This window comes from Mesorhizobium sp. L-2-11, from assembly GCF_016756595.1.
Taxonomy (GTDB): domain Bacteria; phylum Pseudomonadota; class Alphaproteobacteria; order Rhizobiales; family Rhizobiaceae; genus Mesorhizobium.
Genome location: NZ_AP023257.1, coordinates 1574071 through 1596169, shown reverse-complemented (window position 1 = coordinate 1596169; position 22099 = coordinate 1574071). Strand labels below are relative to the sequence as shown.

Genomic DNA, 22099 nt, shown 5'->3' with positions numbered 1-22099 from the left:
CCCCGGTGCGACCCTGGCAGTCACCCCGGTGCGGCCCTGGCCGTCACCCCGGTGCGACCTTGGCCGTCACCCCGGTGCGGCCCTGGCCGTCACCCCTGCGCGACCTTGGTCGTAGACGGGTCGATCCAGCCGATGTTTCCGTCCGGCCGGCGATAGACGATGTTGAGATGCTCGTTTCCGGCGTTGCGGAAGACGAGGACCGGGCTGTCCTTGGCGTCGAGTTCGATCACGGCTGACGCCACCGACATGGTCCGCAGCGTCATGGTTGATTCGGCGACGATGGCTGGCGCGAAATTCTCCGGTATTTCCTCGTCATCGTCGGCAAGCGGCGCCATCACCGTATAGGCGACGTCGGTGGGTTCGCCATTGGCGTTGCCTGAATTATGAGACTTCAACCGACGCTTGTAGCGGCGAAGGCGGGTCTCAAGGCGATCCGCCGCCGCCTCGAAAGCGAGCGTCGGGTCCTGCGCTTCACCGGTCGCCTGCAGCGAAGCGCCGGAATCCAGCCGGATCATGCAATCGGCCGTGTAGCGCGACCCCGATTTGACGACTACAATTTGCCCTGAAAAGCCCCGATCGAAATATTTGCCGATCACTTCTCCGACACGGTCGCTGATGCGCGTACGGAACGCATCGCCGATATCCATGTGTTTTCCTGATATGCGCAGTGTCATCTGAATACTGACCTTCCTTGCTCAGGCTTCAAACTGTCCCGAGTTTATACCCGTGGTCTGAGCGCACAAGCTTTGCGGCGTCACTTGCGCCGATTTTAAATCCGAACTTTTCCGATTGATCACAAGCCGCCTTCTTGACCGTCCCGTGGCCAACGTCGTGACGGACCATCCGCATGCGGGCAGTAGCCCGTCCCATGCGGGCGGGCTTCTAGCCACTTCATTGCGGCTTGTCAATGAAGTGCTACGCTGTGGAAATTCCGTCGGAGATTCAACGTCCGGCGCTGGCCAAAGCGCGTTTCTCACGCCGCCGCTGCACCGACGAGGGAATATTCATGCCCTCCCGATACTTGGCGACCGTGCGCCTGGCGATATCGACGCCGCTTTCCCGCAACATATCCACGATCGCGTCGTCGGAAAGCACGTCGGCGGGCTTCTCCTCGTCGATCAGCTGCTTGATGCGGTCGCGCACCGCTTCAGACGAGTGCGCGTCACCGCCACCCGACGAAGCGATCGAGGCGGTGAAGAAATAGCGCAGTTCGAACACGCCGCGCGGCGTCAGCATGTATTTGTTGGCGGTGACCCTGCTGACGGTCGATTCGTGCATGCCGATTGCGTCGGCCACCGTGCGCAGGTTGAGCGGCCTCAGGTGACGCACGCCATGGACGAGGAAGGCGTCCTGCTGGCGCACGATTTCTGAGGCGACCTTGAGGATAGTCTTCGCCCGCTGGTCAAGGCTGCGCGTCAGCCAATTGGCGTTTTGCAGGCATTCCGCCAGGAAATCCTTTTCCGTCTGATTTTTCGCATGCGGCGAAACCCGGGCGAAATAGACATGGTCGACCAGCACGCGCGGCAGCGTTTCGGGGTTGAGTTCGATCACCCAGCTCCCGTCATTGGCCGCACGCACTTCGACATCGGCTATGATCGCGTCGCTGGCGCCGCCCGAAAACGCCATCCCCGGACGCGGATCGAGCGCACGTATCTCGGCCAGCATGTCGAGCAGATCCTCCTCATCGACCCCACAAATCCGTTTCAGGGTCTGGAAATCGCGCCGGGCCAGCAGTTCGAGATTGGCAATCAAAGCCTTCATCGCAGGATCGAGACGGTCGCGGACGGCAAGCTGCAGCGACAGGCATTCGGCGAGGTCGCAGGCAAAGATGCCGGTGGGCTCGAATGTCTGGCAGACCGCGAGCGCATTTGCCACCGCCGCTCTGTCGGTGCCGAGACGGGCGGCGATCTCAGCCATGTCAGCGCGCATGTAGCCGGCCTCGTCGAGGCCATCGGCCAGTTCGCTGGCGATCAGTCGTGCTGCCGGGTCGGCGAAGGCAAGCGCAACTTGCTCGGCGACATGCTCGCGCAGCGTGATGGCTCCGGCCGCCATGTCTCCGACATCAAAACCGTCGGAAGAGGATGCGGAACCGTTGCCGGATGCCGATTTCCACTGGGCCGTCAGGTCGGGACCGAGCCGCTCGATGGTGCCGGGGTCGTCGGGAAACAGGTTTTCCAGTGAAGTATCGAGCTTTTCCGAGATCGCCTCGGCGCTCCACGCCGTCTCCTTCTCGAACCAGTCGCCGGCGGTGGCCGTTTCCGGCGCGGCATCGATCTTCTGCGCCTGGTCGCTGACGGCATCGTCCTGCGGCTCGGCGCGCTCGAGCAAAGGATTGCGCTCGATCTCGTCGTCGATGAAGCGCTCCAGTTCGATGTGGGTGAACTGCAGCAGCCGTATCGACTGCATGAGTTGCGGCGTCATCACCAGCGACTGGGACTGTCGTAGCTGTAGTTTTGCCGCCAACGCCATGGTTCGGTTTCAAACGCCCTGTCTACGCATCCGGACTGCCGGAAGGAGTTGGGCATAGAAACTGGCCCGGCTTTTGCTTGTCAAGGCGACGGTGATCAAAACTCGCCTGTCCGTGCGTATTCCGACAAGAAATCGAAGAAAAAGCTCTGTCTCGCGTCAAAAATCGCGTCTAGACAGAAATTTTCACGCTTAATGCATGTCGCGCAAAAGTGCGCAGCGGTTTTGCGATAACGACATGCATAAGCAACAATAACTTAAAGCGCGTGGCATGAATCCGTTCAAATGCGACGCGCTTTAGAGTGTAAACCCCTCACCGAGATAAAGCCGCCGCACATCCGGGTTTGCGACCACTTCGTCGGCCCGGCCATGGGTCAGCACCTGGCCGGCATGGATGATGTAGGCACGGTCGATCAGGCCAAGCGTCTCGCGGACATTGTGATCGGTGATGAGCACGCCGATGCCGCGCGCCGTCAGATGGCGCACCAGTTGCTGGATATCGGCGACGGCGATCGGATCGATGCCGGCGAAAGGCTCGTCGAGCAGCATGTATGCGGGGCGGGTCGCCAGCGCGCGCGCGATTTCAAGGCGCCGCCGCTCGCCGCCGGAAAGCGACAGCGACGGGGCCTTGCGCAGATGGCTGATGTGAAACTCCTCGAGCAGTTCATCGAGACTGCGTTCGCGCTCCTTGCGGCTCTTTTCGACCACTTCGAGCACGGCACGGATGTTTTGCTCGACGCTCAAGCCGCGAAAGATCGACGCCTCCTGCGGAAGGTAGCCGATGCCAAGGCGGGCGCGGCGGTACATCGGCATGGAGGTGACATCGAAGCCGTCGATTTCGATCGTGCCTTCGTCGACCGGCACCAGGCCGGTGACCATGTAGAAGCAGGTGGTCTTGCCGGCACCGTTGGGACCGAGCAGTCCGACCGCCTCACCGGCGCGCACGCCGATCGTCACGCCATTGACGACTTTGCGGCCCTTGTAGCTCTTGGTCAGGCCTTTGGCGATCAGGGTTCCCTTGAATTTTACCTGATCGAGGTTAATTGCGGCCGGCGCCGCAAGTTTGCTGGCGGCGCGTCCTGGAAGACGCGCCAACAGCGATGCTACGTCGACCATCAGGGGTTCGCCGCTCCCGACTTCGGCGGCGTGATCGACATCATGACGCGTCCACCTCCGCAGGGGTCGACCTGGGCCAGACCGCTCTTCATCTGCACGGTCAGCTTGCAGCCGACCAGTACATTGTCGCCTTGCGAGAGCACGACCTTGCTGCCTGAAAGCACCAGCACTTCCGTCTTCATGTCGAAGGTGCCGCTGTCGCCCGTGGCGACCTGGTCGTCCGATTTGATATAGACCTTGTTGGCGACCTCCAGCCGGTCGATGTCGGCCGAGCCGGTCATCGCGGCACCTGCGGCCTGCCCACCCTTGGCGGCCTGCTCACCCTTGGCGGCAGCGTCGGCATCCTTGACGTAATAGACCGTCATCTTGCCGGCCTTGAGCAAGGTCGGACCCTGGACGACGCTTACATTGCCGGTGAACACGGCGACGCTGTCGGCCTGGCGGACCTCGAGCTTGTCGCTTTCGATCTGAATGGGCTTGTCGCCGGACAGTTTGAGGCCCGACAGCTGGCTGGTGGTCCTGGACTGCGCCAGAGCCGGCGCCGCCGCCAAAGTCAGCCCCAAAGCCAGCCCCAGGGCGGCCAGCCCTACAGCCGGCAACGCCGAAGCCGCGGCCACGAGCCGTGTCGAACTACTGAACCGCATTGGATTCTCCGCTCCTTGCCTCTGCCGCCTTCAAGCTAGCGGGATCGATGTTGACACGCACTCTGTTCTCGAAAACCACGATCTTGCCGTTGTCCCGGACAGACATCGAATCCGCGGTAATCCGCGACCCGCCACGGCTGACGTCGACCGGATCGTTCGTCTTCATAGTGCCTTTGCCCATGTCGAGAAAGACCGATTTGAACTTTGCCGCCACGCCATCTGTGGTGGTTATGGTGACATCGCTGGTCAGGCTCATCGTGTTGCCGTCACGATTGAAGCTACCGTGCGAGGCATTGATGGCCGCCACATTGTCGGTTGATATCGGCAGCTCGGCGTCAATGCCCTCCAGATTGATGATGCCCTGCTGGCTCACCTCCTGTATGGCGCGCAAAGCCGTCATGGAATAGGGCAGGTTCTGCTTGGTGAACCCGTTGAGCTTGGGGTTGGCCATCACCAGCTTGCCATTTACGAAGGCGCTGGCGTCGGCCTGGACCTGGATTGAGCCAGGCGCCACGAGATAGGTATAGACCGGGACGGCGATCGCGATCGCGGCAGCGGCCAGCGGCACCGCCAGCTTCAAGAAACGCACGCGGCGCGAGTGGCGCTGGGCGATGCCAAAGGCGTCGACCCGCGCCGGGCCTACGTCCGGGGGAGCCAACCCCGTCTCGGTGTTGGTCGGTTCGATCGGTCGCGCTAACATAACTGCTTTCTTCTAAACCCCTGCCGCCAAGCACCCCTATAGGTGGGATGCCGGCGCCCTCAAGCAAGCACAAGCGGAGGAAAACCGCAAAAGTGTGACGGTTGCTGTTGCACAAACGAAAATGAAACCGGCACAACTTGCACGTCATACCAGATACGGGCCGACAGCGTTAGGGGCTGTGGATTGGTCTTTTATGTTCTCTCAAAACGCCGGCTCGCCACCGTGGAGACCTTGTCTTTGGCGCAAGCTCGTCAGGAATCGGTAGCCGGGCGCGGGCGGTTGCTTTAAAAGCATCTGCTCCCACCGACTATGAGGCTGACCATGGTACTGAGAGCCGACGACCTGATCGACCGCCGCCGCTTGCGCCGCAAGCTGACATTCTGGCGCGTTGCAGCGCTTGTTGTCGCAGCCGCCGGGCTGATTGCCTTTTCGACCTGGATCTACGGCGACGACTTCACTGGCGCGGCGGTCGATCATATCGCCAAGGTCAAGATCGAGGGCACCATCACCGAAGACGAAGATCTGATCAAGCAACTGGATGCCATCCGTCGATCCTCGAGGGTGAAAGCTGTGATCCTGTCGATCGATTCACCGGGCGGCACCACCGTCGGCGGCGAATCGATCTACGAGGCAGTGCGCAAGCTGGCCGCCGAGAAGCCGGTGGTGGCCCAGGTCGGCACGCTGGCCGCATCGGCAGGCTATATGATCGCCACCGCGACCGATCATATCGTCGCGCGCAAATCGTCGATCGTCGGCTCGATAGGCGTGCTGATCCAGTATCCGGACGTCAGCGGCCTCATGGACAAACTCGGCGTCAAGCTCGAGGAAGTGAAATCCTCGCCGTTGAAAGCTTCGCCATCGCCTTTCAAGCCGACCAATGACGACGAGCGCACCATGGTCCGCAAGCTCATCCTCGACAGTTACGACTGGTTCGTCGGCATCGTCGCCGAACGCCGCAAGATGACCAAACCGGAGGCGCTGGCGCTGGCCGACGGATCGATCTTCACCGGCCGGCAGGCCGTTGCCAACAAATTGGTCGACGCGGTCGGCGGCGAGACCGAAGCGATCGACTGGCTCGCAACCAAGGGCGTTGACGCCAAGCTCAAGGTGGTGGAGTGGAAGGACGCGGAAAGCGGCGGCTTCCTGTTCTCGAAAGCGATGGCGCGAACCATCGGCAGTGCGCTCGGCCTGCCCGACTATGGCGGCGACATCATTCACGAACTTGGTGCCGATCGCTTGTTTCTTGACGGTCTGGTTTCCGTCTGGCACCCTTGAGACGAGTGAAAAAGCAAATAAAATCATCCTCATAATTTGACCGCAGTGTTTTCACGGGGAGCCTTCTCATGATCAAATCCGAACTTGTGCAGATCATCGCCACACGCAATCCGCACCTTTTCCTGCGTGACGTCGAAAACATTGTCGGCGCGATTTTCGACGAGATCACCGACGCGCTTGCCGAAGGCAACCGGGTCGAGCTGCGCGGTTTCGGCGCTTTCTCGGTGAAAAACCGCCCCGCCCGCACCGGCCGCAATCCACGTACCGGGGAATCCGTCGAGGTCGAGGAGAAATGGGTGCCGTTCTTCAAGACCGGCAAGGAATTGCGTGAAAGGCTGAACAGCGGCAAATAAGCGCCGCGCGGGCTCATCCGCCATGCCGGCCTTTCAGGTGGGCCGACCTTCGCTAGAGCCCGCCTTCGACAGGAAATTCTATGTTCAATCGATTCATGCTCATCGTGGTCTTCGTGCCGCTGGCCGTCATTCTGATTGCGCTGGCGGTCGCCAACCGCGATCCGGTTGCCTTCACCCTGGACCCATTCAACCCAGGCAATCCGGCGCTGACGATGACGCTGCCGCTTTTCATCTTCCTGTTCCTGGCCCTCGCCATCGGCATGATCGTCGGCAGCCTGGCGACCTGGATCAAGCAGGGCCGCTATCGCAAGCTGGCGCGCCAGCGCGGCGTCGAGGCCGAGAACTTGCGCCAGGCGGTCAGCCGGGCACCGGCCGCGCAACAAGGCCCCTCCTTACCGAAGCCGACGGGCTGAGCCGGAAACCGCCGCGCGCCCTTTTTGGACGCGCAAAGGACGCTCTATCTTTTTGACAACGCATGGTCTTTGCGGAAAATCGTTTCTGATTTCGCGGTCATGCGTCAGGCGTATTTCTCTCGACGGAGTTTTTCCCATGCTGAGCATTTCGGCGGCCGAGGTCGATCAGGCGCTGACCTTTCCCGGCCTGGTCGAAACGCTGCGCGCGGCTTTTCGCGATGGCGCGGTACAGCCGGTCAGGCACCACCATACGGTCGAACGGCCCGACGGCGCGGACTCGACCCTGCTCCTGATGCCGGCCTGGACCGACTTCAATGCCGCCGGCTCGTCGGCAGGCGGCCATATCGGCGTCAAGATCGTCACCGTGTCGCCCGACAACAACGCCGTGGGCAAACCCGCGGTGATGGGGCTTTACCTCCTGCTCGACGGTGCGACCGGCGAGCCTGAAGCCATGATCGACGGCCAACGGCTGACGCAGTGGCGCACGGCCTGCGCCTCGGCGCTCGCCGCCTCCTATCTGGCCCGCGAGGATGCTTCGCGGCTGCTGGTCGTCGGCGCCGGCGCGCTGTCGCCGTTCCTCGCCAGGGCGCATTCAGCGGTGCGGCCGATCACCGCCATCCGCATCTGGAACCGCACGCCGGCCCATGCCGAAAAGGTTGCGGCGGAATTGCGCGCCGAGGGCTTTGCGGCCACTGCCGTGAGCGATCTCGACGCCGAACTCGGCCAGGCCGACATCGTTTCGTCGGCGACGATCACGACGACGCCGCTGATCAAGGGCGCGCTGTTGAAACCGGGGACCCATGTCGATCTTGTCGGCGGCTTCACGCCGGCCATGCGCGAAAGCGACGACGATGCGATTGCGCGTGCCCGCGTCTACGTCGATACAAGGGCAGGCGCCACCAAGGAGGCGGGCGACATCGTGCAGCCGCTGGCCTCGGGCGTGCTGAAGGCGCAAGCCATCGTCGCCGACCTGCATGAATTGGCACGCGGCCGGAAACAGGGCCGGCAGAGCCCCGGTGAGATCACGCTGTTCAAATCGGTCGGCGCAGCCTTGGAAGACCTCGCCGCCGGCATTGCGGTGTACAAGGCGATGGGGAGTAGGGGAGTAGGGGAGTAGGGGAGTAGGGGAGCCGTACCAATCGAGCGACTTCGTGCAAGTGATACTTTCCTATTCACTTATTGCCTTACTGCCCTACTGCCTTACTGCCTTACTGCCTTACTGCCCTACTCCCCTACTCCCTTCCGCCGGGGAACGTCTCCGGCGTCACCCCGTTGTTCGGGCGTTATGGAAATACGTGGGTTCCTGTTGTTCTGGTCCATCCTGGCGGCCGTTGTCGCGGCGCTCAGCCTTGGACCATCTTTCGCCCATATCCTGGAATCGGCTCCTCGGCTGACGAAATGGTCGCCTTCGCTCTGGCGCGAGGCCACTGTCTTCAATGCCCAGTTCCAGCTGTTTGCCGTCATCGGCGCGCCACTGGACGTGGCCGCGATCGGCTGTCCGGTGCTGCTCGCATGGTTGCTGCGCAATGACCGACCGGCGTTCTGGTACGCGTTGGCCGCTGCCGTGCTCTATGCGGTGTCTCTTGCGATGTGGTTTGCTCTCGTCAAGCCGGCGAACGATATTCTGGCCACCTGGGTGCCTGGGCCGATTCCGGAGAATTTCGAAGCGATCCGACTGCGCTGGGAAACCGGCCATATGATCGTCGCCGGCTTCAAGGCCGTCGGTTTCGTATCGCTGATTGCCGCCCTGCTCTTCATCGAGCGCGGCTGACCGTTTCGGAAATGTCCAGCAACCGCGTTTGTTGCGCCGGTGAATGTGCTGTGGCAGAAGCGGGCCACGCCGCCCCGGAGATGCCCTTCTTGAAACCTTTTCGCGACAAACGCCGTGACAGCCGCTCGCATCAGTACGCAAAGGGCGGGGCGGAACCGCGCGGAACCGCTGCATCGGGCAACCGCACCGAGCCGAAAGCCGCGCCGCGCGTCCTTTCGCGCCGCGACGGCGCCCTGCCCGCCGAGCACCTGCCACTGATCCTCGAAGTGGCGCCCAACGCCGACTACGCGCTGCTCGACAGCGGCGCCGGACAGAAGCTCGAGCAGTACGGCCCCTATCGTATCGTTCGGCCCGAAGGCCAGGCGATCTGGCAAAAAGCGTTGCCGGCCAAAGACTGGGACCGCGCCGACGCCATTTTCACCGGCGACACCGACGAGGAAGGCATCGGCCGCTGGCGCTTCCCCAGGACGCCGCTCGGCGAAACCTGGCCGATGAAGCATGACGGCATCGATTATCTCGGCCGTTTCACCTCGTTTCGCCATGTCGGCGTGTTCCCCGAGCAGGCGTCGCACTGGGATCACATGGCCGGGCTGATCGCGGTGGCGAAGCGGCCGGTCAAAGTGCTGAATCTGTTCGGCTATACCGGCCTCGCCTCGCTGGTGGCGGCGCGCGCCGGCGCCGAGGTCACCCATGTCGATGCGTCCAAGAAAGCGATCGGCTGGGCCAGGGAGAACCAGGAGATGGCGGGCCTGTCGCAAAAGCCGATCCGTTGGATCGTTGACGACGCCCTTAAATTCGCCGAGCGCGAGGAGCGCCGTGGCAGCCGCTACGACATCGTCATGTTCGATCCGCCCGCCTATGGCCGTGGCCCCAGGGGCGAGGTCTGGCAATTGTTCGAGGATCTGCCTGATCTGACCGACCTCTGCCGTTCGATCCTGACGCCGAAGCCGCTCGCTGTCGTGCTGACCGCCTATTCGATCCGCGCTTCCTTCTTCGCCATCCATGCCTTGATGCGCGACACTTTTGCCGGCATGGGCGGTACGGTCGAATCCGGCGAACTGATTATCCGCGAGAAATCTGCTGGCCGGGCGCTGTCCACCTCGCTGTTCTCGCGCTGGGTGGCCTGAAGTGAGCGAGCGGCACGCCGGCGCGCCAGGGCAGGTGAAGGAAGTCACCAGCCTTGCCAATCCGTTGATCAAGGACATCAAGGCGCTCTCGCTGAAGAAATACCGCGACCAGCAGAACGCCTTCATGGCCGAGGGGCTGAAGCTGGTCATCGACGCGCTCGACCTCGGCTGGTCGATCCGGACGCTGGTCTTCGCCAAAGCCGGACGCGGCAACGCGGCGGTCGAAAAGGTCGCGGCACGCACGGTTGCCGCCGGCGGCACCGTGCTCGAAGTTTCGGAAAAAGTGCTCGTCGCCATCACCCGCCGCGACAACCCGCAAATGGTGGTCGGCGTCTTTTCGCAAAAGTTCCTGCCGCTGAAGGACATCCGCGCTCAAGACGGCGATGTCTGGGTGGCGCTCGACCGCGTGCGCGACCCTGGCAATCTCGGTACCGTCATCCGCACAGTCGATGCCGTTGGCGCCAAGGGCATCATCCTGGTTGGCGAGACCACCGATCCTTTTTCCGTCGAGACCGTGCGCGCCACGATGGGCTCGATCTTCGCCGTGCCGGTCGCCAAGGCGACGCCGGAAGCCTTCCTTGCGTGGCGAAAAAGCTTTCCTGGCCTCGTTGTCGGCACACATCTGAAGGGTGCGGTAGATTACCGTTCGGTGGACTTTTCCAAAGGCCCGGTGCTGCTGATGATGGGCAACGAACAGCAGGGCCTGCCCGAAAGCCTGGCCGAAAGCTGCGACAGATTGCTGCGGATTCCACAGTCCGGTCGGGCCGATTCGCTCAATCTCGCGGTGGCCACCGGCATCATGCTGTTCGAGATCCGGCGCGGCGCGCTGAAACTTGCCCCGGAGGCCTGACCGTGACATCCCGAATGCTGAAATCCCCCACGGCAAAATCATGGTTGCCCTACGTCGTGCTGGTCGCCGCCGCGGTAACGCTCGACCAGTGGGTGAAACATCTGGTCGAGACCGGCCTCCCTTTTCAGGAAAAGGTCGATCTTGTCCCGTTCCTGGCATTGTATCGCACCTACAACACCGGCATTGCCTTCTCGATGTTTTCGTCCTTCGGCGACACCGGCCTGGTGGTCATCGCCGCTTTCGTAGTCGCTTTCGTGCTCTATCTCGCGGCCCGCACTCCGCCCAGCCACGTGCTTACCCGCATCGGCTTTGCGCTGATCGTCGGCGGCGCGCTCGGCAATCTGTTCGACCGCGTTACCTATGGTCACGTGATCGACTACATCCTGTTTCACACCCCAATATGGTCGTTCGCCATCTTCAACCTCGCCGACGCCTTCATCGCGGTCGGTGCGGTGGTGGTCGTCCTCGACGAACTCATTGGTTGGCGGCGCGAGGCCAAGCCCTCAAGCGATTAAACTGGCGACCGACCTGGCGATTGACCTGGCCTTCTGCCGCCATACAGTGTCCCATTCAAGAAGCCCGAGGAGAGACATGCCCGAAACCTTCAAAGCCATCCTCGTTTCGCGCGACGCCGAGAAAAAGCAGTCGGTCGCGATCACCGACCTTACAGAAGCCGACCTGATGGAAGGCGATGTCACCGTCGCCGTCGAGGCGACGACGGTGAACTACAAGGATGGCCTCGCCATATCCGGCAAGGCGCCGGTGATCCGCCGCTGGCCGCTGGTGCCGGGCATTGATTTCGCCGGCACCGTCATCTCGTCTTCCAATGCCGACTGGCGCCCGGGGGACAAGGTCATATTGAACGGCTGGGGCGTCGGCGAGACGCATTTTGGCGCCTATGCCGAGCGCGCCCGTGTCAAGGGCGATTGGCTGGTGCCACTGCCCCAGGGCATGAGCCCGCATGATGCGATGGCGATCGGCACGGCAGGATACACCGCCATGCTTTGCGTCATCGCGCTGGAACGGCACGGCATCGTGCCGGATCGCGGCCCGGTCGTGGTGACGGGCTCGGCCGGCGGCGTCGGCTCGGTCGCGGTTTCGATTCTGTCCAGCCTCGGTTATCACGTCATCGCCTCGACCGGCCGCAGCGCTGAAAGTCCATACCTGACCGACCTGGGCGCTTCGGAAGTGATTTCGCGCGAAGAGCTTGCCCAGCCGGCAAAGCCGCTCGCCAAGGAACGCTGGGCCGGCGGCGTCGATGCGGTCGGCAGTCACACGCTGGCCAACGTCCTTTCGATGACCTCCTATGGCGGCGCCGTCGCCGCCTGCGGCCTGGCAGGAGGCATGGATCTGCCGGCGAGCGTCGCCCCGTTCATCCTGCGCGGCGTCTGTCTGCTCGGCATCGATTCGGTGATGGCGCCAAAAACCGTCCGCATGGAGGCGTGGCGCCGCATCGGCACGGACCTCGACCTCCGGAAGCTCGCCAGCCTGTCCACGACCATTGGCTTCGATGGCATCATCGACGCCGCACACGACATCGTCGAGGGCAAGATCCGCGGTCGTGTGGTGGTGGACATGTGAGCTCTTCCTTCTCCGATTTTTAGGAGCGGAGAGGCAAAAACCACGCGACCGCTAAAATTCGAACGATCCGCCGCAATTTTCCATAATCTCTGTCTGGCAAGGGTTTCCGCATGGTCACGGAATCCGCCATCAGAGAAACGCAGAGCGCCGAAAGCGTCGACGGGGTCGGCCCGGAGGCGCCAAGCCGGCAGCATATCGCGGCACCGCCACTGGCGCCTGAACTGCCCGCCGCCAATCGCGAAGGCCTGCCGTTCCTGATGCTCGTCGCCATCGTCGTGCTGGCAGGCCTGTCGCATCTGACCGGCGCGCCGATCTTCATCACCGTCGGCCTTTTGGCGACTGGCATGGCAGGCCTCGTCGTGCATCTGCGTGCCAGGCGCACGCAGCGCCGCACGGTTGCGCTCCTTGGCGAGACCGCAGCGCGCAGCCGCGCCGAGGTTGAGAGCCTGGCCGACCGCGTTTGGGAGATGCAGGAGAGCGAGGAACGCTTTCGCGGGCTGATCGACGCGCTTGGCGATCTCGTCGTCCATCGCGACCGTGACGGCCACATCGTCTATGCCAACAAGGTTTTCGCCGAGCTTGTCGGAGCCGACCAGCGCGACCTTGCCGGCAGGGCCCTGGCCGAATTCGGCATCGACGTCGGCATCGTTCCCGATGCCGCTTTTTCCGACCATGAATGCCTGAGCTCCACTGACGTCGCCATTAGCACAGCGAGCGGCCCGCGCTGGTTCTCATGGATCGAACTGTCCGTGCGCGACAAGGAGAGCGGTGCTGTCTCGCATCGGGCCATCGCCCGCGACATTACAGCACGCAAGCACGCCGAAACGTCGCTGATCACCGCCCGCGAGCGAGCCGAATACGCAAGCCAGGCCAAATCGCGCTTCCTCGCCACCGTCAGCCACGAGATTCGCACGCCGATGAATGGCATCATGGGCATGGCCAAGCTGCTGGCGGACACCGGGCTCTCGCCGCAACAACGAACCTATGTCGGCGCCATCTCGACCTCGGCCAGCGCGCTGCTGGCGCTGATCGAGGACCTGCTCGACTATTCCAAGATCGAGGCCGGCCGCTTCGATCCCGAACCACAGCCAATGTCGGTGCGCGAGATCGCCGACAACATCGTAGAACTCCTGGCGGCGCGCGCCTTCGCCAAGAATATCGGCCTTGGCTGCCATGTCGAACCCGACGTGCCGCAGATGATATCAGCCGATCCTGGAAGAGTCAGGCAGGTGCTGCTCAACCTCATCGGCAACGCCATCAAGTTCACCGACAGCGGCGGCGTGTTGGTGAGCATCGCTCGTGCCCGCACCGAAACCACCGACCGCATATGCTTCACCGTCACCGACACCGGTCCCGGCCTGCACGAGGACGACTTGGAGCGCATCTTTGAGGAATTCGAACAGGCTGACGGCACGTCGACCCGCGCGCATGGCGGCGCCGGGCTCGGTCTTGCCATCTCCAGGCGTCTGGTGATCGCCATGGGCGGCACGATTTCGGTGTCGAGCCAGTTCGGCCAGGGTTCGGAATTCGTCTTCGAAATCCCTGCAATATCGGCCACCGAGCCGCCGCAGAGCCGTCAGGATGCGCTGTCATGGCGGCGCGCCGTGATCCTGTCGAAGAACACCATCGAGGCCGACGCCATCGCCCGCACCATCCGCGCCAATGGCGGCAAGGTCGATCTCGCCGCGACCGCCGCCCAGGCGACGTCCTTCGCTGAAGGCTGCGATGTGCTTTTGGTCGATGCAGCCATGGAGGAAGGCGACGGCAGGTTGCTCAAGCGCCTTCGCCAGAGCGGCTTTGCCGATTGCGAGGCGATCACACTGATCGCCCCGACCGACCGCGGCATGCTGGGCGACTTCCGCGCCAGCGGCTACGCCACCTTTCTGGCGAGGCCGGTGCGTGGCGAAACGTTGCTGCGCGTGCTTTTGACCAGCAGCGTGCCTGCCCTCACCCAGCCGCAGCCGGAAAATCGCGGCGCACCATCGGCCCGCGCCACTGGCAGCCGGCGGCGGGGTCTGTCCGTGCTGATCGCCGAGGATAACGACATCAACGCCATGCTTGCCCGTGCTACGCTGCTGAAGGCCGGGCATCGCGTGAAACTGGTCGGCAACGGCAAGGCCGCCGTCGAGGCCATCACCGGCACCGACCACAAATACCGCTTCGACGTGGTGCTGATGGATCTGCATATGCCTGTCATGGACGGGCTGGACGCGATCGCCGCCATCCGCCGGCACGAGGAGGAAACCGCCGTGCCGCCGGTTCCGATCATGGTGCTGTCGGCCGACAGTCAGGAAACGACCCGCCACGCCGTGCTCGCCCATGGCGCCAGCGGTTTCGTCATCAAGCCGCTCGACCCTGACGCGCTTGTCCATGCGATCGAGGGCCACGTGGCCGCGTGATCCGCCGGCTGTCCTTGCCCGGCATCCCTGCAGAACACAGCCGGTTGAAGGATTACCCAGCCGACGAAGTATTGCCGGCAGGGTCCCATCACGGTACTGTCACAATCCTGTTGCACCTACACCGTATCCCCGTGCCAAGAGGGATGGCTCGAAGGAGAATCACTCGTGCATACAGTTATGCCGGAATGTGACACTCGGCCGAACGCCAGCGGTGCTTTGCTCACCGGGCGCAATGTCGATGCCGTCACAAAAGGCGAAGCGCTAGGCCGTATCGGCAATCTCGAAGTGCGGCTCGCGCGCAACGAGGCCGAGATCGCCGCCGCGCAGGAAGTGCGCTACCGGGTGTTCTATGACGAGCTCGGCGCCAGGAAAACCCTGTTTCAGGTGCAGGACCGCCGCGACGCCGACCATTTTGATCCGATCTGTGATCATCTGCTCGTCTTCGATACTTCGCTGTCCGGTCCCGAGCATCGCCGCATTGTCGGCACCTACCGCCTGTTGCGGCAGGAAATCGCGGCAGCGGCCGGCGGCTTCTATTCCGAGGGCGAGTTTGAGCTGACCAATCTTATCGCCCGCCACCCCGGCCAGCGTTTCCTTGAGCTCGGCCGCTCCTGCGTCTTGCCGCAATACCGCTCGAAGCGCACCATCGAGGCGCTCTGGCAAGGTATTTGGACCTATATCAACCATTATGGGATCGGCGTGATGACCGGTTGCGCCTCGTTCCCCGGCACCGTGCCGGCGGCGCACGCCGAAGCGCTGACCTATCTCGCCCATCACTGCCGGACGAACTCGGCCTGGGACGTGCGCGCGGTCGCCGGGCGCTACTGCTCCATGGATTTGATGCCGATCGAGGCGGTCAACGCCAAGGCCGCGATCGCGGCGATGCCGCCGCTGGTCAAGGGCTATCTGCGCGTCGGCGCGCGCATCGGCGACGGCTGCGTCATCGACCGCGAATTCTCGACCGTCGACGTGTTCGTGGTGATGCCGGTCAAGGAGATCGGCGCCCGCTACGTCAATTATTATGGCGGGGAAGCCCAGCGCTTCGCCGCTTGAGTAGGGCAGTAGGGGAATAATGCAGTGGGGGAGTAGGGGGAAAGAAGCAACGGCCGGAGTAGGCAATTGCTCTACATTATCGTATGTAGCGTTATTCCCTACTCCCGTACTGCCCTATTCCCCTACTCCCCTAACTTACGCATCCTTCTCAGCTTGCTCATTCACCGGCCCTGGCTCGACCGCTTCACCAGCCACATGCTTGGGACCGCCCTTGGCAACGCCGACCATGGCCGGCCGCAGCACCCGCTCGCCGATCGAATAGCCGGGCTGCACGACTTGGACCACCGTGTTGGCCGGCACCTCCGGATTGGGAACCTCGAACATCGCCTGATGGAAATTCGGGTCGAACTTCTCGCCTTCCGGCTCGAGCTTCTTCACTCCGTGCCGCTCGAGCGCCGATAGCATGGCGCGCTCGGTGAGTTCGACGCCCTCGATCAGTGACTTCAAACCGGCATCACCCGACGCCTTGGACTCAGCCGGGATCGCATCCAGCGCACGGCGCAGATTGTCCGATACCGACAGCATGTCACGGGCGAAATTGGCAACCGCATAGGCGCGTGCATCGTGCACGTCACGGGCAGTACGACGGCGCAAATTCTCCATCTCTGCTGCGACGCGGAGCGCGCGGTCCTTCAACTCGTCGTTTTCCTTCAGCAGCCGCACAAGCGCTTCATAGTCGCCGTCGGCGCTGCCTTCCGTGCGTTCGGTGGCAGTCCCGGTCGTCTCGGCTTCATCGGGCGCGCGTTCGTCTTTTGCCTGGTCGCTCATCGCCATTTCCCGTCATCTCGAATGGTGTGGATTTGTGCCCGATATCGAGGTTTGGCGGCCAAAAATCAAGGGGCAAGCGATACTGGAGCGGCCGTTCGCGCTTCGACGACGCATCATGAAGACCTTTCGATATTAATTCAAATTTTACTGTAACCGCCGGCTTTGCTTGCCAAGATGCTGCGATGGGGGAACCATTCGTCTGCGCGAGAGTTTCGAAACCGATACAGGATTTTGAGATGGCGACCCGCAACAATGGCGACCGTGGCAATAATGGCGCGCGCAACGATGACGAAAAACGTGAGCGGCTCGCGGCCGGCCTGAGGCGCCAGTTCGGCACCGAGGCGACGATACGCTTTCTGCGTGCGTTGCCGGCTTTCCGGACTGAGAACGACATTCCCGACCGTTTCAAGGAATTGCTCGACCGCATGGACGGCATCGAAAGCAGCGTAGCCGCCAGTCGCCGCCAGCGGTAGTCGAAATACCTTCGCCTGACATTGCGTGCCGGCCCGGGTGCCAAGCATGCCCTTCCACATTGCTACACCTCACGCGCTGCGCGTCGCGCGACAATTACCCGCAGTAACCTGGCGTGATGCCTGCCTTGCGGCGACGAAATGGTCCGTCTATGCTTCCTGATGAACATGATTTCCCCCGAAGCTGTAGCGAACAGCAAACGTGCCTGGTTGAAAATCCTGGCGCGCTACAAGAAACCTGACAGGCGGCGCAGCGCCGTCGAACTTGCCATCACGCTCATCCCCTTTGCCACGCTGTGGGCCCTGTCCTCGGCTGCCTATGCCTATGGTCATTGGTGGGGTCTGATCCTCATCCTTCCGGCCGCCGGCTTTCTGGTGCGGATCTTCATGATCCAGCACGATTGCGGCCACGGTTCCTTCTTCGCCAACCGCACCGCCGACGACTGGATCGGCCGCGGCCTGGGCATCCTGACGTTGACGCCTTACGATTGCTGGCGACGTGCCCACGCAACCCATCACGCCAGCGCCGGCAATCTCGATGAGCGCGGCACCGGCGACATCAAGACGCTGACTGTCGCGGAATATCGGCAAATGTCCTGGCGGGGCCGCCTTGCCTATCGTCTCTATCGCCATCCGCTCGTCATGTTCGGCCTCGGTCCCATTTGGCTTTTCATCTTTGAGCAGAGACTGCCGGTCGGCATGATGCGAGGCGGCCTCACCCCCTGGGTGTCCTCAATGGCCACCAACGCGGCCATCGCGGTCGCCGCCGCCGCACTCGTGTGGTTCGTCGGTCTCGAAGCGTTCCTGGTCGTCCATTTGCCGATCGTCGTTCTCGCTGGTTCTGCCGGCATCTGGCTGTTCTATGTCCAGCACCAGTTCGAAGAGACAGAGTGGGCAAAGGACTCCGAATGGGAGTTCCAGCATGCAGCCCTGCACGGCTCGTCCTATTACGACCTGCCGCCGGTACTGAACTGGTTCACCGGCAATATCGGCGTCCATCACGTGCACCACCTCTCCGCCAAGGTGCCGTGCTATCGTCTGCAGGAGGTGCTGAGGGACTATCCGGAGCTGCGCGAAATTGGTCGCGTCACGCTTCTCGACAGCCTGCGCTGCGTCAAGCTGGCGCTGTGGGATGAGAGTCGCAGCAAGCTGGTGTCGTTTCGCGAAGCGCGGATGACTGCGTAAAGCGCACCGCCGCACCGCAGGTGCGGCGGTTTTCGAAAACTGGCTCAAGCCGCCTGGCGTTCGTCGCGCATCAGGATCTCGCCGTGACGAATCTCGGTGCCGAGCACTTTCAGGCATTCGCGCATGAAGGCGGCCAGCCCCGGCCAGCCCTTGGCCGACACCAGATTGCCGTCGACATGGGCGCCGGTCGGCGCGACATCGATGTAGGTTCCGCCGGCGAGCGTGACTTCCGGCTCGCAATACTGCAGCGCCGCGACCTCCCTGCCACGCAGCACGCCGTCGACCGCCATCAGGATCTGGGCGCCGTGGCAGATGGTGAAGATCGGCTTGCCGGTCTCGTGGAAATGCCGCACCAGCGCCTGCACGCGCTTGTCGATACGGATATATTCCGGCCCGCGCCCGCCTGCCGCGTAGACGGCATCGTATTCAGCTGGATTCACCTCGGAAAACGTCTTGTTGAGGATATAATCGTGGCCGAGCTTTTCCGTATAGGTCTGGTGGCCCTCGAAGTCGTGCAGCGACGTCTTCAGGATATCGCCTGACTTCTTGTCGGGACACACGACATGGACCGTGTGGCCGACCGCATGCATGGCCTGTTCAAAGACGAAAATCTCGTATTCCTCGCTGAACTCGCCAACGAGCATCAATATCTTCTTACCAGCCATTCCGGTTCCTCCTTGGTGGCGATATTTATTTCGGATCGCGAAATAACAAGCCTATCCTAAGGCGCGGACGCCGAACATAGAAGACTGAATCTGCAATGTGGTCCGACCAGATGTGACCTGCTCCGTCGGGAAGATCAGCCGGTGCGCACCCGCCGCCACGAATATTTGGGGCCTTTGGCCTCCGGCTTCACAGTCGGCTGGTAGGAGAGCGGCAGACCGCCGGTGCGGCCTTCCTCGAGCCGTTTCAGCAACACTGGATTTGATACTTCGAACTCGTCGAAGCCGAGGCGCAGCATATGCGGAAGCTGGTCGACCAGAACCTGTCCGGTGGCGCGGACCGCGCCCTCGAAACGGTAGCGGCTGCGCAGCAGTTCGCCCTTGGAGAAGGAGCGGCCGTCACTGAAAGCCGGGAAGGCCAGCGCCACCAGCGATATCTGGTCGAGCAGGTCCGCGATCTTTTCGAGCTGGTCGCCGGGCTGAAGCAGCACGCCGAGGCGCTCCTTCGCCGACCGGCGCACCGCCGGATCGAGGTCGAGAAACGCCTGCAGCGGCAGGATGAAGCGGCCATTGCCGGACAGTGCGTCGGCACTCTCGGCATGAACCCACTCGTCTTCGAGAAAGCCATTCGGGGTCCAGAGGCGGGCGTTTTCCGCTATCGATTCACTCATCGAGAAATTCCCAAGTCCACAAAATTCTAAAGTTCAAAACGCTCTAATGTGTGTTGAGATTCGAGAATGGTGGCTTCCGAGAACCGGAGCGGAGCGTACTTGGGGTACGTGAGCACCGGAAGCGCAGGAAGCCGCCATTCGCAGGCCGGCCTCACCTGAATATCGACATACCCTAAAGCGATGCGTCGGTCAGCGACTTCTCCAGCCCCGACAAATGGATGCCGCACTCGGTCTTGGCGTGCCCTGCCCAGCGGCCGCTGCGCGCGTCCTCGCCCGGTTGCACCGGCTGCGTGCATGGGAAGCAACCTATCGACAGATAGCCATAGGCGACCAGCGGATTCTCACGCAGCGCATGCGCGCGCATATAGTTGGCCTGGTCGGCGGTCGTCCAATGCGCCAGCGGGTTGATGCGAATGCGCGAGCCGACCGCCTCGAACACCGGCAGGGATGCCCGCGTCGTCGCCTGGAAACGCTTGCGGCCGGTGAACCAGGCGCGGAACGGCTCGACGCCGCGCGCCAATGGCTCAACCTTGCGAACACCGCAGCAGGCGTCGGTGTCGGTCTCGTTCAGATTGCCGGTCGGATCGATCCGTTCGAGCGCCGCTTCTTCGGGGGTGATCACCCTTATGTCGGTCAGCCCGAAATCGGCAACCAGCGCGTCGCGATAGCCGAGCGTCTCCTCGAAGTGCTTGCCGGTGTCGAGGAAGATGACCGGCAGCGTCCGGTCGATCTTGGCGATCATGTGCAGCAGCACTGCCGAATCCGCCCCGAACGACGAAACCGCGGCGATTTCACCGTGAAAGAATTCCCGGGCCGACCGCTCGATGATCTCCAGCGGCTTCAGATGACCATAGAGCGCATCGAGCCCCGCCGCTTCGGCGGCGATGCCGGCCTCGGCGTCGACGATACGATCAAGCGGCCTTGGCTTCGCCAGCATAGAGCGCCTCCTTGAACGGCGCGGGACCGACACGGCGGTAGGCGTCGATGAATTTTTCGTTTCGGTCGAGCCGGAGGCCGAGATAGGTCTCGACGATCTGCTCGATGGCGTCGGTGATCTCTGCCGAGCTGAAGCCGCGGCCGATGATCTCGCCGACCGAGGTGTTCTCGTCGGCCGAGCCGCCGAGCGTCACCTGATAGAGTTCGGCGCCCTTCTTCTCGACGCCGAGGATGCCGATATGGCCGACATGGTGATGGCCGCAGGCATTGATGCAGCCGGAAATCTTCAGCTTCAATTCGCCGATCTCGCGCTGCCGCTCTAGCGAAGCGAAACGAAGCGAGATTTCCTGCGCCACCGGAATCGAGCGCGCCGTAGCCAGCGCGCAATAGTCGAGGCCCGGGCACGAGATGATGTCTGATATCAGGTTGGAATTGGCGGTCGCCAGTCCGATATCGACCAGCGCGTCATAGACCGCCTTGAGGTCGGCGCGCGCGACATGCGGCAGGATCAGGTTCTGCTCATGGCTGACGCGTAGCTCATCAAAGGCATATTTTTCGGCAAGGTCGGCGACCGCTTCCATCTGGCTGTCGGAGGCGTCGCCCGGCGCTTCGCCAATGCCCTTGAGCGAGATGGTCACGGCGGCATAATCGGGGTGGCGGTGGGTCACCACGTTCTGGTCGAGCCATTGCGAAAAGCTCTTCGAATCGAGGCGGGCGAGCTTGACCGCCTCGTCGCCTTCCGGCCGTTCGACCAGCGCCGGCGGCGCGAAATAGGCATCGATGGCGCGGATGTCGGCTTCCGGCAGTTTTAGATCCGCATCCTTCAGCTCCTGCCATTCGGCCTCGACCTGGCGGGTGATCTCCTCGACGCCGGTCTCGTGGACAAGGATCTTGATGCGCGCCTTGTATTTGTTGTCGCGACGGCCGTAGAGGTTGTAAACGCGCAGGATCGCCGTGCAATAGGACAGAAGGTCGGCCTCGGGCAGGAAATCGCGGATCTTCTTGGCGATCATCGGCGTACGGCCCTGGCCGCCACCGACATAGACGGCGAAACCGAGTTCGCCGGCAGCGTTCTTCTTCAAATGCAGGCCGATGTCATGCGTCTGGATGGCGGCGCGGTCGCGCTCGGCGCCGGTCACCGCGATCTTGAATTTTCTCGGCAGGAACGAAAATTCCGGATGCACCGACGACCATTGACGCAGGATTTCCGCATAGGGACGCGGATCGGCCACCTCGTCGGCGGCGGCACCGGCAAAGTGATCGGCGGTGACGTTGCGGATGCAATTGCCGCTGGTCTGGATGGCGTGCATCTCGACGCTCGCCAGATCGGCCAGGATCGCCGGAATGTCCGACAGCGCCGGCCAGTTGAACTGGATGTTCTGGCGCGTCGTGAAATGGCCGTAGCCCTTGTCGTATTTGCGGGCGATGTGGCCGAGCATGCGCAACTGCTTGCTGTTCAGCGTGCCGTAAGGCACCGCGATGCGCAGCATGTAGGCGTGCAACTGCAGGTAGACGCCGTTCATCAGCCGCAGCGGCCGGAATTGATCCTCGGTGATCTCGCCGGCAAGCCGCCGCGCGACCTGATCGCTGAACTCGGCGACGCGGGCCTGGACGAAATCGTGATCGAACTCATCGTAACGGTACATGTCTGGTCTTTCC

23 protein-coding genes are annotated in these 22099 nt (G+C 62.7%); 12 read left to right on the top strand and 11 right to left on the bottom strand.

From position 1 onward, the window contains the following. Positions 1–89: 89 nt before the first annotated feature. The 5 genes from hpf to lptC form a co-directional block, all read right to left on the bottom strand. Positions 90–674: a ribosome hibernation-promoting factor, HPF/YfiA family gene (hpf, locus tag JG739_RS07695; RefSeq protein WP_202365951.1), complete on the bottom strand. Its 585-nt coding sequence runs from the start codon at positions 672–674 to the stop codon at positions 90–92. A gap of 268 nt (positions 675–942) precedes the next feature. Beyond that, positions 943–2469: an RNA polymerase factor sigma-54 gene (gene rpoN / locus JG739_RS07690; RefSeq protein ID WP_202365950.1), complete on the bottom strand. Its 1527-nt coding sequence runs from the start codon at positions 2467–2469 to the stop codon at positions 943–945. Between the two features lie 294 nt (positions 2470–2763). Continuing rightward, a complete protein-coding gene (gene lptB, locus JG739_RS07685) occupies positions 2764–3582 on the bottom strand; it encodes an LPS export ABC transporter ATP-binding protein (RefSeq protein WP_202365949.1) in 819 nt (272 codons plus the stop codon). Continuing rightward, positions 3582–4226, bottom strand: a complete 645-nt coding sequence (locus tag JG739_RS07680; RefSeq protein WP_202365948.1) for an LptA/OstA family protein — start codon at positions 4224–4226, stop codon at positions 3582–3584. Before JG739_RS07680 ends, lptB begins: the two co-directional genes overlap by 1 nt. Next, positions 4213–4926, bottom strand: coding sequence for an LPS export ABC transporter periplasmic protein LptC (lptC, locus tag JG739_RS07675; RefSeq protein WP_202365947.1), 714 nt, complete (start codon positions 4924–4926; stop codon positions 4213–4215). Before lptC ends, JG739_RS07680 begins: the two co-directional genes overlap by 14 nt. A gap of 321 nt (positions 4927–5247) precedes the next feature. On the opposite strand from lptC, the gene sppA reads away from it, so the two are divergent. The 11 genes from sppA to JG739_RS07620 all read left to right on the top strand — a co-directional run bounded on the left by sppA (position 5248) and on the right by JG739_RS07620 (position 15748). Further along, positions 5248–6201 (top strand): signal peptide peptidase SppA, encoded by a 954-nt coding sequence (gene sppA, locus JG739_RS07670; RefSeq protein WP_202365946.1) that lies wholly within the window; start codon positions 5248–5250, stop codon positions 6199–6201. A 68-nt stretch (positions 6202–6269) separates the two neighbouring features. Further along, positions 6270–6554: an integration host factor subunit beta gene (locus tag JG739_RS07665; protein WP_023797441.1), complete on the top strand. Its 285-nt coding sequence runs from the start codon at positions 6270–6272 to the stop codon at positions 6552–6554. 80 nt (positions 6555–6634) lie between these two features. After that, positions 6635–6967, top strand: a complete 333-nt coding sequence (locus JG739_RS07660) for a LapA family protein (protein ID WP_027153064.1) — start codon at positions 6635–6637, stop codon at positions 6965–6967. 136 nt (positions 6968–7103) lie between these two features. Continuing rightward, positions 7104–8084, top strand: coding sequence for an ornithine cyclodeaminase family protein (locus JG739_RS07655; protein ID WP_202365945.1), 981 nt, complete (start codon positions 7104–7106; stop codon positions 8082–8084). Between the two features lie 168 nt (positions 8085–8252). Continuing rightward, a complete protein-coding gene (locus JG739_RS07650; protein ID WP_202365944.1) occupies positions 8253–8738 on the top strand; it encodes a DUF1772 domain-containing protein in 486 nt (161 codons plus the stop codon). 89 nt (positions 8739–8827) lie between these two features. Continuing rightward, positions 8828–9865, top strand: a complete 1038-nt coding sequence (locus JG739_RS07645; RefSeq protein WP_202365943.1) for a class I SAM-dependent rRNA methyltransferase — start codon at positions 8828–8830, stop codon at positions 9863–9865. Between the two features lies 1 nt (position 9866). Then, complete coding sequence (locus JG739_RS07640) at positions 9867–10715, top strand: TrmH family RNA methyltransferase (RefSeq protein ID WP_202365942.1); 849 nt, start codon at positions 9867–9869, stop codon at positions 10713–10715. Between the two features lie 14 nt (positions 10716–10729). Beyond that, a complete protein-coding gene (lspA, locus tag JG739_RS07635) occupies positions 10730–11230 on the top strand; it encodes a signal peptidase II (RefSeq protein WP_202365941.1) in 501 nt (166 codons plus the stop codon). 76 nt (positions 11231–11306) lie between these two features. After that, positions 11307–12296 (top strand): acrylyl-CoA reductase (NADPH), encoded by a 990-nt coding sequence (gene acuI / locus JG739_RS07630; protein WP_202365940.1) that lies wholly within the window; start codon positions 11307–11309, stop codon positions 12294–12296. A gap of 110 nt (positions 12297–12406) precedes the next feature. Then, the gene (locus tag JG739_RS07625; RefSeq protein ID WP_202365939.1) at positions 12407–14695 is read left to right on the top strand and encodes an ATP-binding protein; all 2289 of its coding nucleotides are present in this window, start codon (positions 12407–12409) and stop codon (positions 14693–14695) included. Positions 14696–14860: 165 nt separating this feature from the next. Continuing rightward, positions 14861–15748 (top strand): GNAT family N-acetyltransferase, encoded by an 888-nt coding sequence (locus tag JG739_RS07620; RefSeq protein ID WP_202365938.1) that lies wholly within the window; start codon positions 14861–14863, stop codon positions 15746–15748. A 135-nt stretch (positions 15749–15883) separates the two neighbouring features. On the opposite strand, the gene grpE is transcribed toward JG739_RS07620, so the two are convergent. Both grpE and JG739_RS36175 read right to left on the bottom strand, forming a co-directional pair. Beyond that, on the bottom strand, positions 15884–16516 hold the full coding sequence (gene grpE, locus JG739_RS07615) for a nucleotide exchange factor GrpE (protein ID WP_202365937.1): 633 nt from the start codon (positions 16514–16516) through the stop codon (positions 15884–15886). A 137-nt stretch (positions 16517–16653) separates the two neighbouring features. Beyond that, positions 16654–17049: a hypothetical protein gene (locus tag JG739_RS36175; RefSeq protein ID WP_202365936.1), complete on the bottom strand. Its 396-nt coding sequence runs from the start codon at positions 17047–17049 to the stop codon at positions 16654–16656. A gap of 99 nt (positions 17050–17148) precedes the next feature. Here JG739_RS36175 and JG739_RS07605 point away from each other — a divergent pair, with 99 nt between their 5' ends. Beyond that, on the top strand, positions 17149–18171 hold the full coding sequence (locus JG739_RS07605; RefSeq protein ID WP_077381075.1) for a fatty acid desaturase: 1023 nt from the start codon (positions 17149–17151) through the stop codon (positions 18169–18171). A 44-nt stretch (positions 18172–18215) separates the two neighbouring features. On the opposite strand, the gene JG739_RS07600 is transcribed toward JG739_RS07605, so the two are convergent. The 4 genes from JG739_RS07600 to JG739_RS07585 all read right to left on the bottom strand — a co-directional run bounded on the left by JG739_RS07600 (position 18216) and on the right by JG739_RS07585 (position 22086). Continuing rightward, positions 18216–18836 carry a DJ-1/PfpI family protein gene (locus JG739_RS07600; protein WP_202365935.1) on the bottom strand — a complete coding sequence of 207 codons (621 nt, stop codon included), beginning with the start codon at positions 18834–18836 and terminating at the stop codon, positions 18216–18218. Positions 18837–18970: 134 nt separating this feature from the next. Then, positions 18971–19504: a DUF934 domain-containing protein gene (locus JG739_RS07595; RefSeq protein WP_202365934.1), complete on the bottom strand. Its 534-nt coding sequence runs from the start codon at positions 19502–19504 to the stop codon at positions 18971–18973. A 172-nt stretch (positions 19505–19676) separates the two neighbouring features. Next, a complete protein-coding gene (locus JG739_RS07590; RefSeq protein ID WP_202365933.1) occupies positions 19677–20441 on the bottom strand; it encodes a phosphoadenylyl-sulfate reductase in 765 nt (254 codons plus the stop codon). After that, positions 20416–22086, bottom strand: coding sequence for a nitrite/sulfite reductase (locus JG739_RS07585; RefSeq protein ID WP_202365932.1), 1671 nt, complete (start codon positions 22084–22086; stop codon positions 20416–20418). The genes JG739_RS07590 and JG739_RS07585 overlap by 26 nt, the downstream gene beginning before the upstream one ends. Positions 22087–22099: the final 13 nt, after the last annotated feature.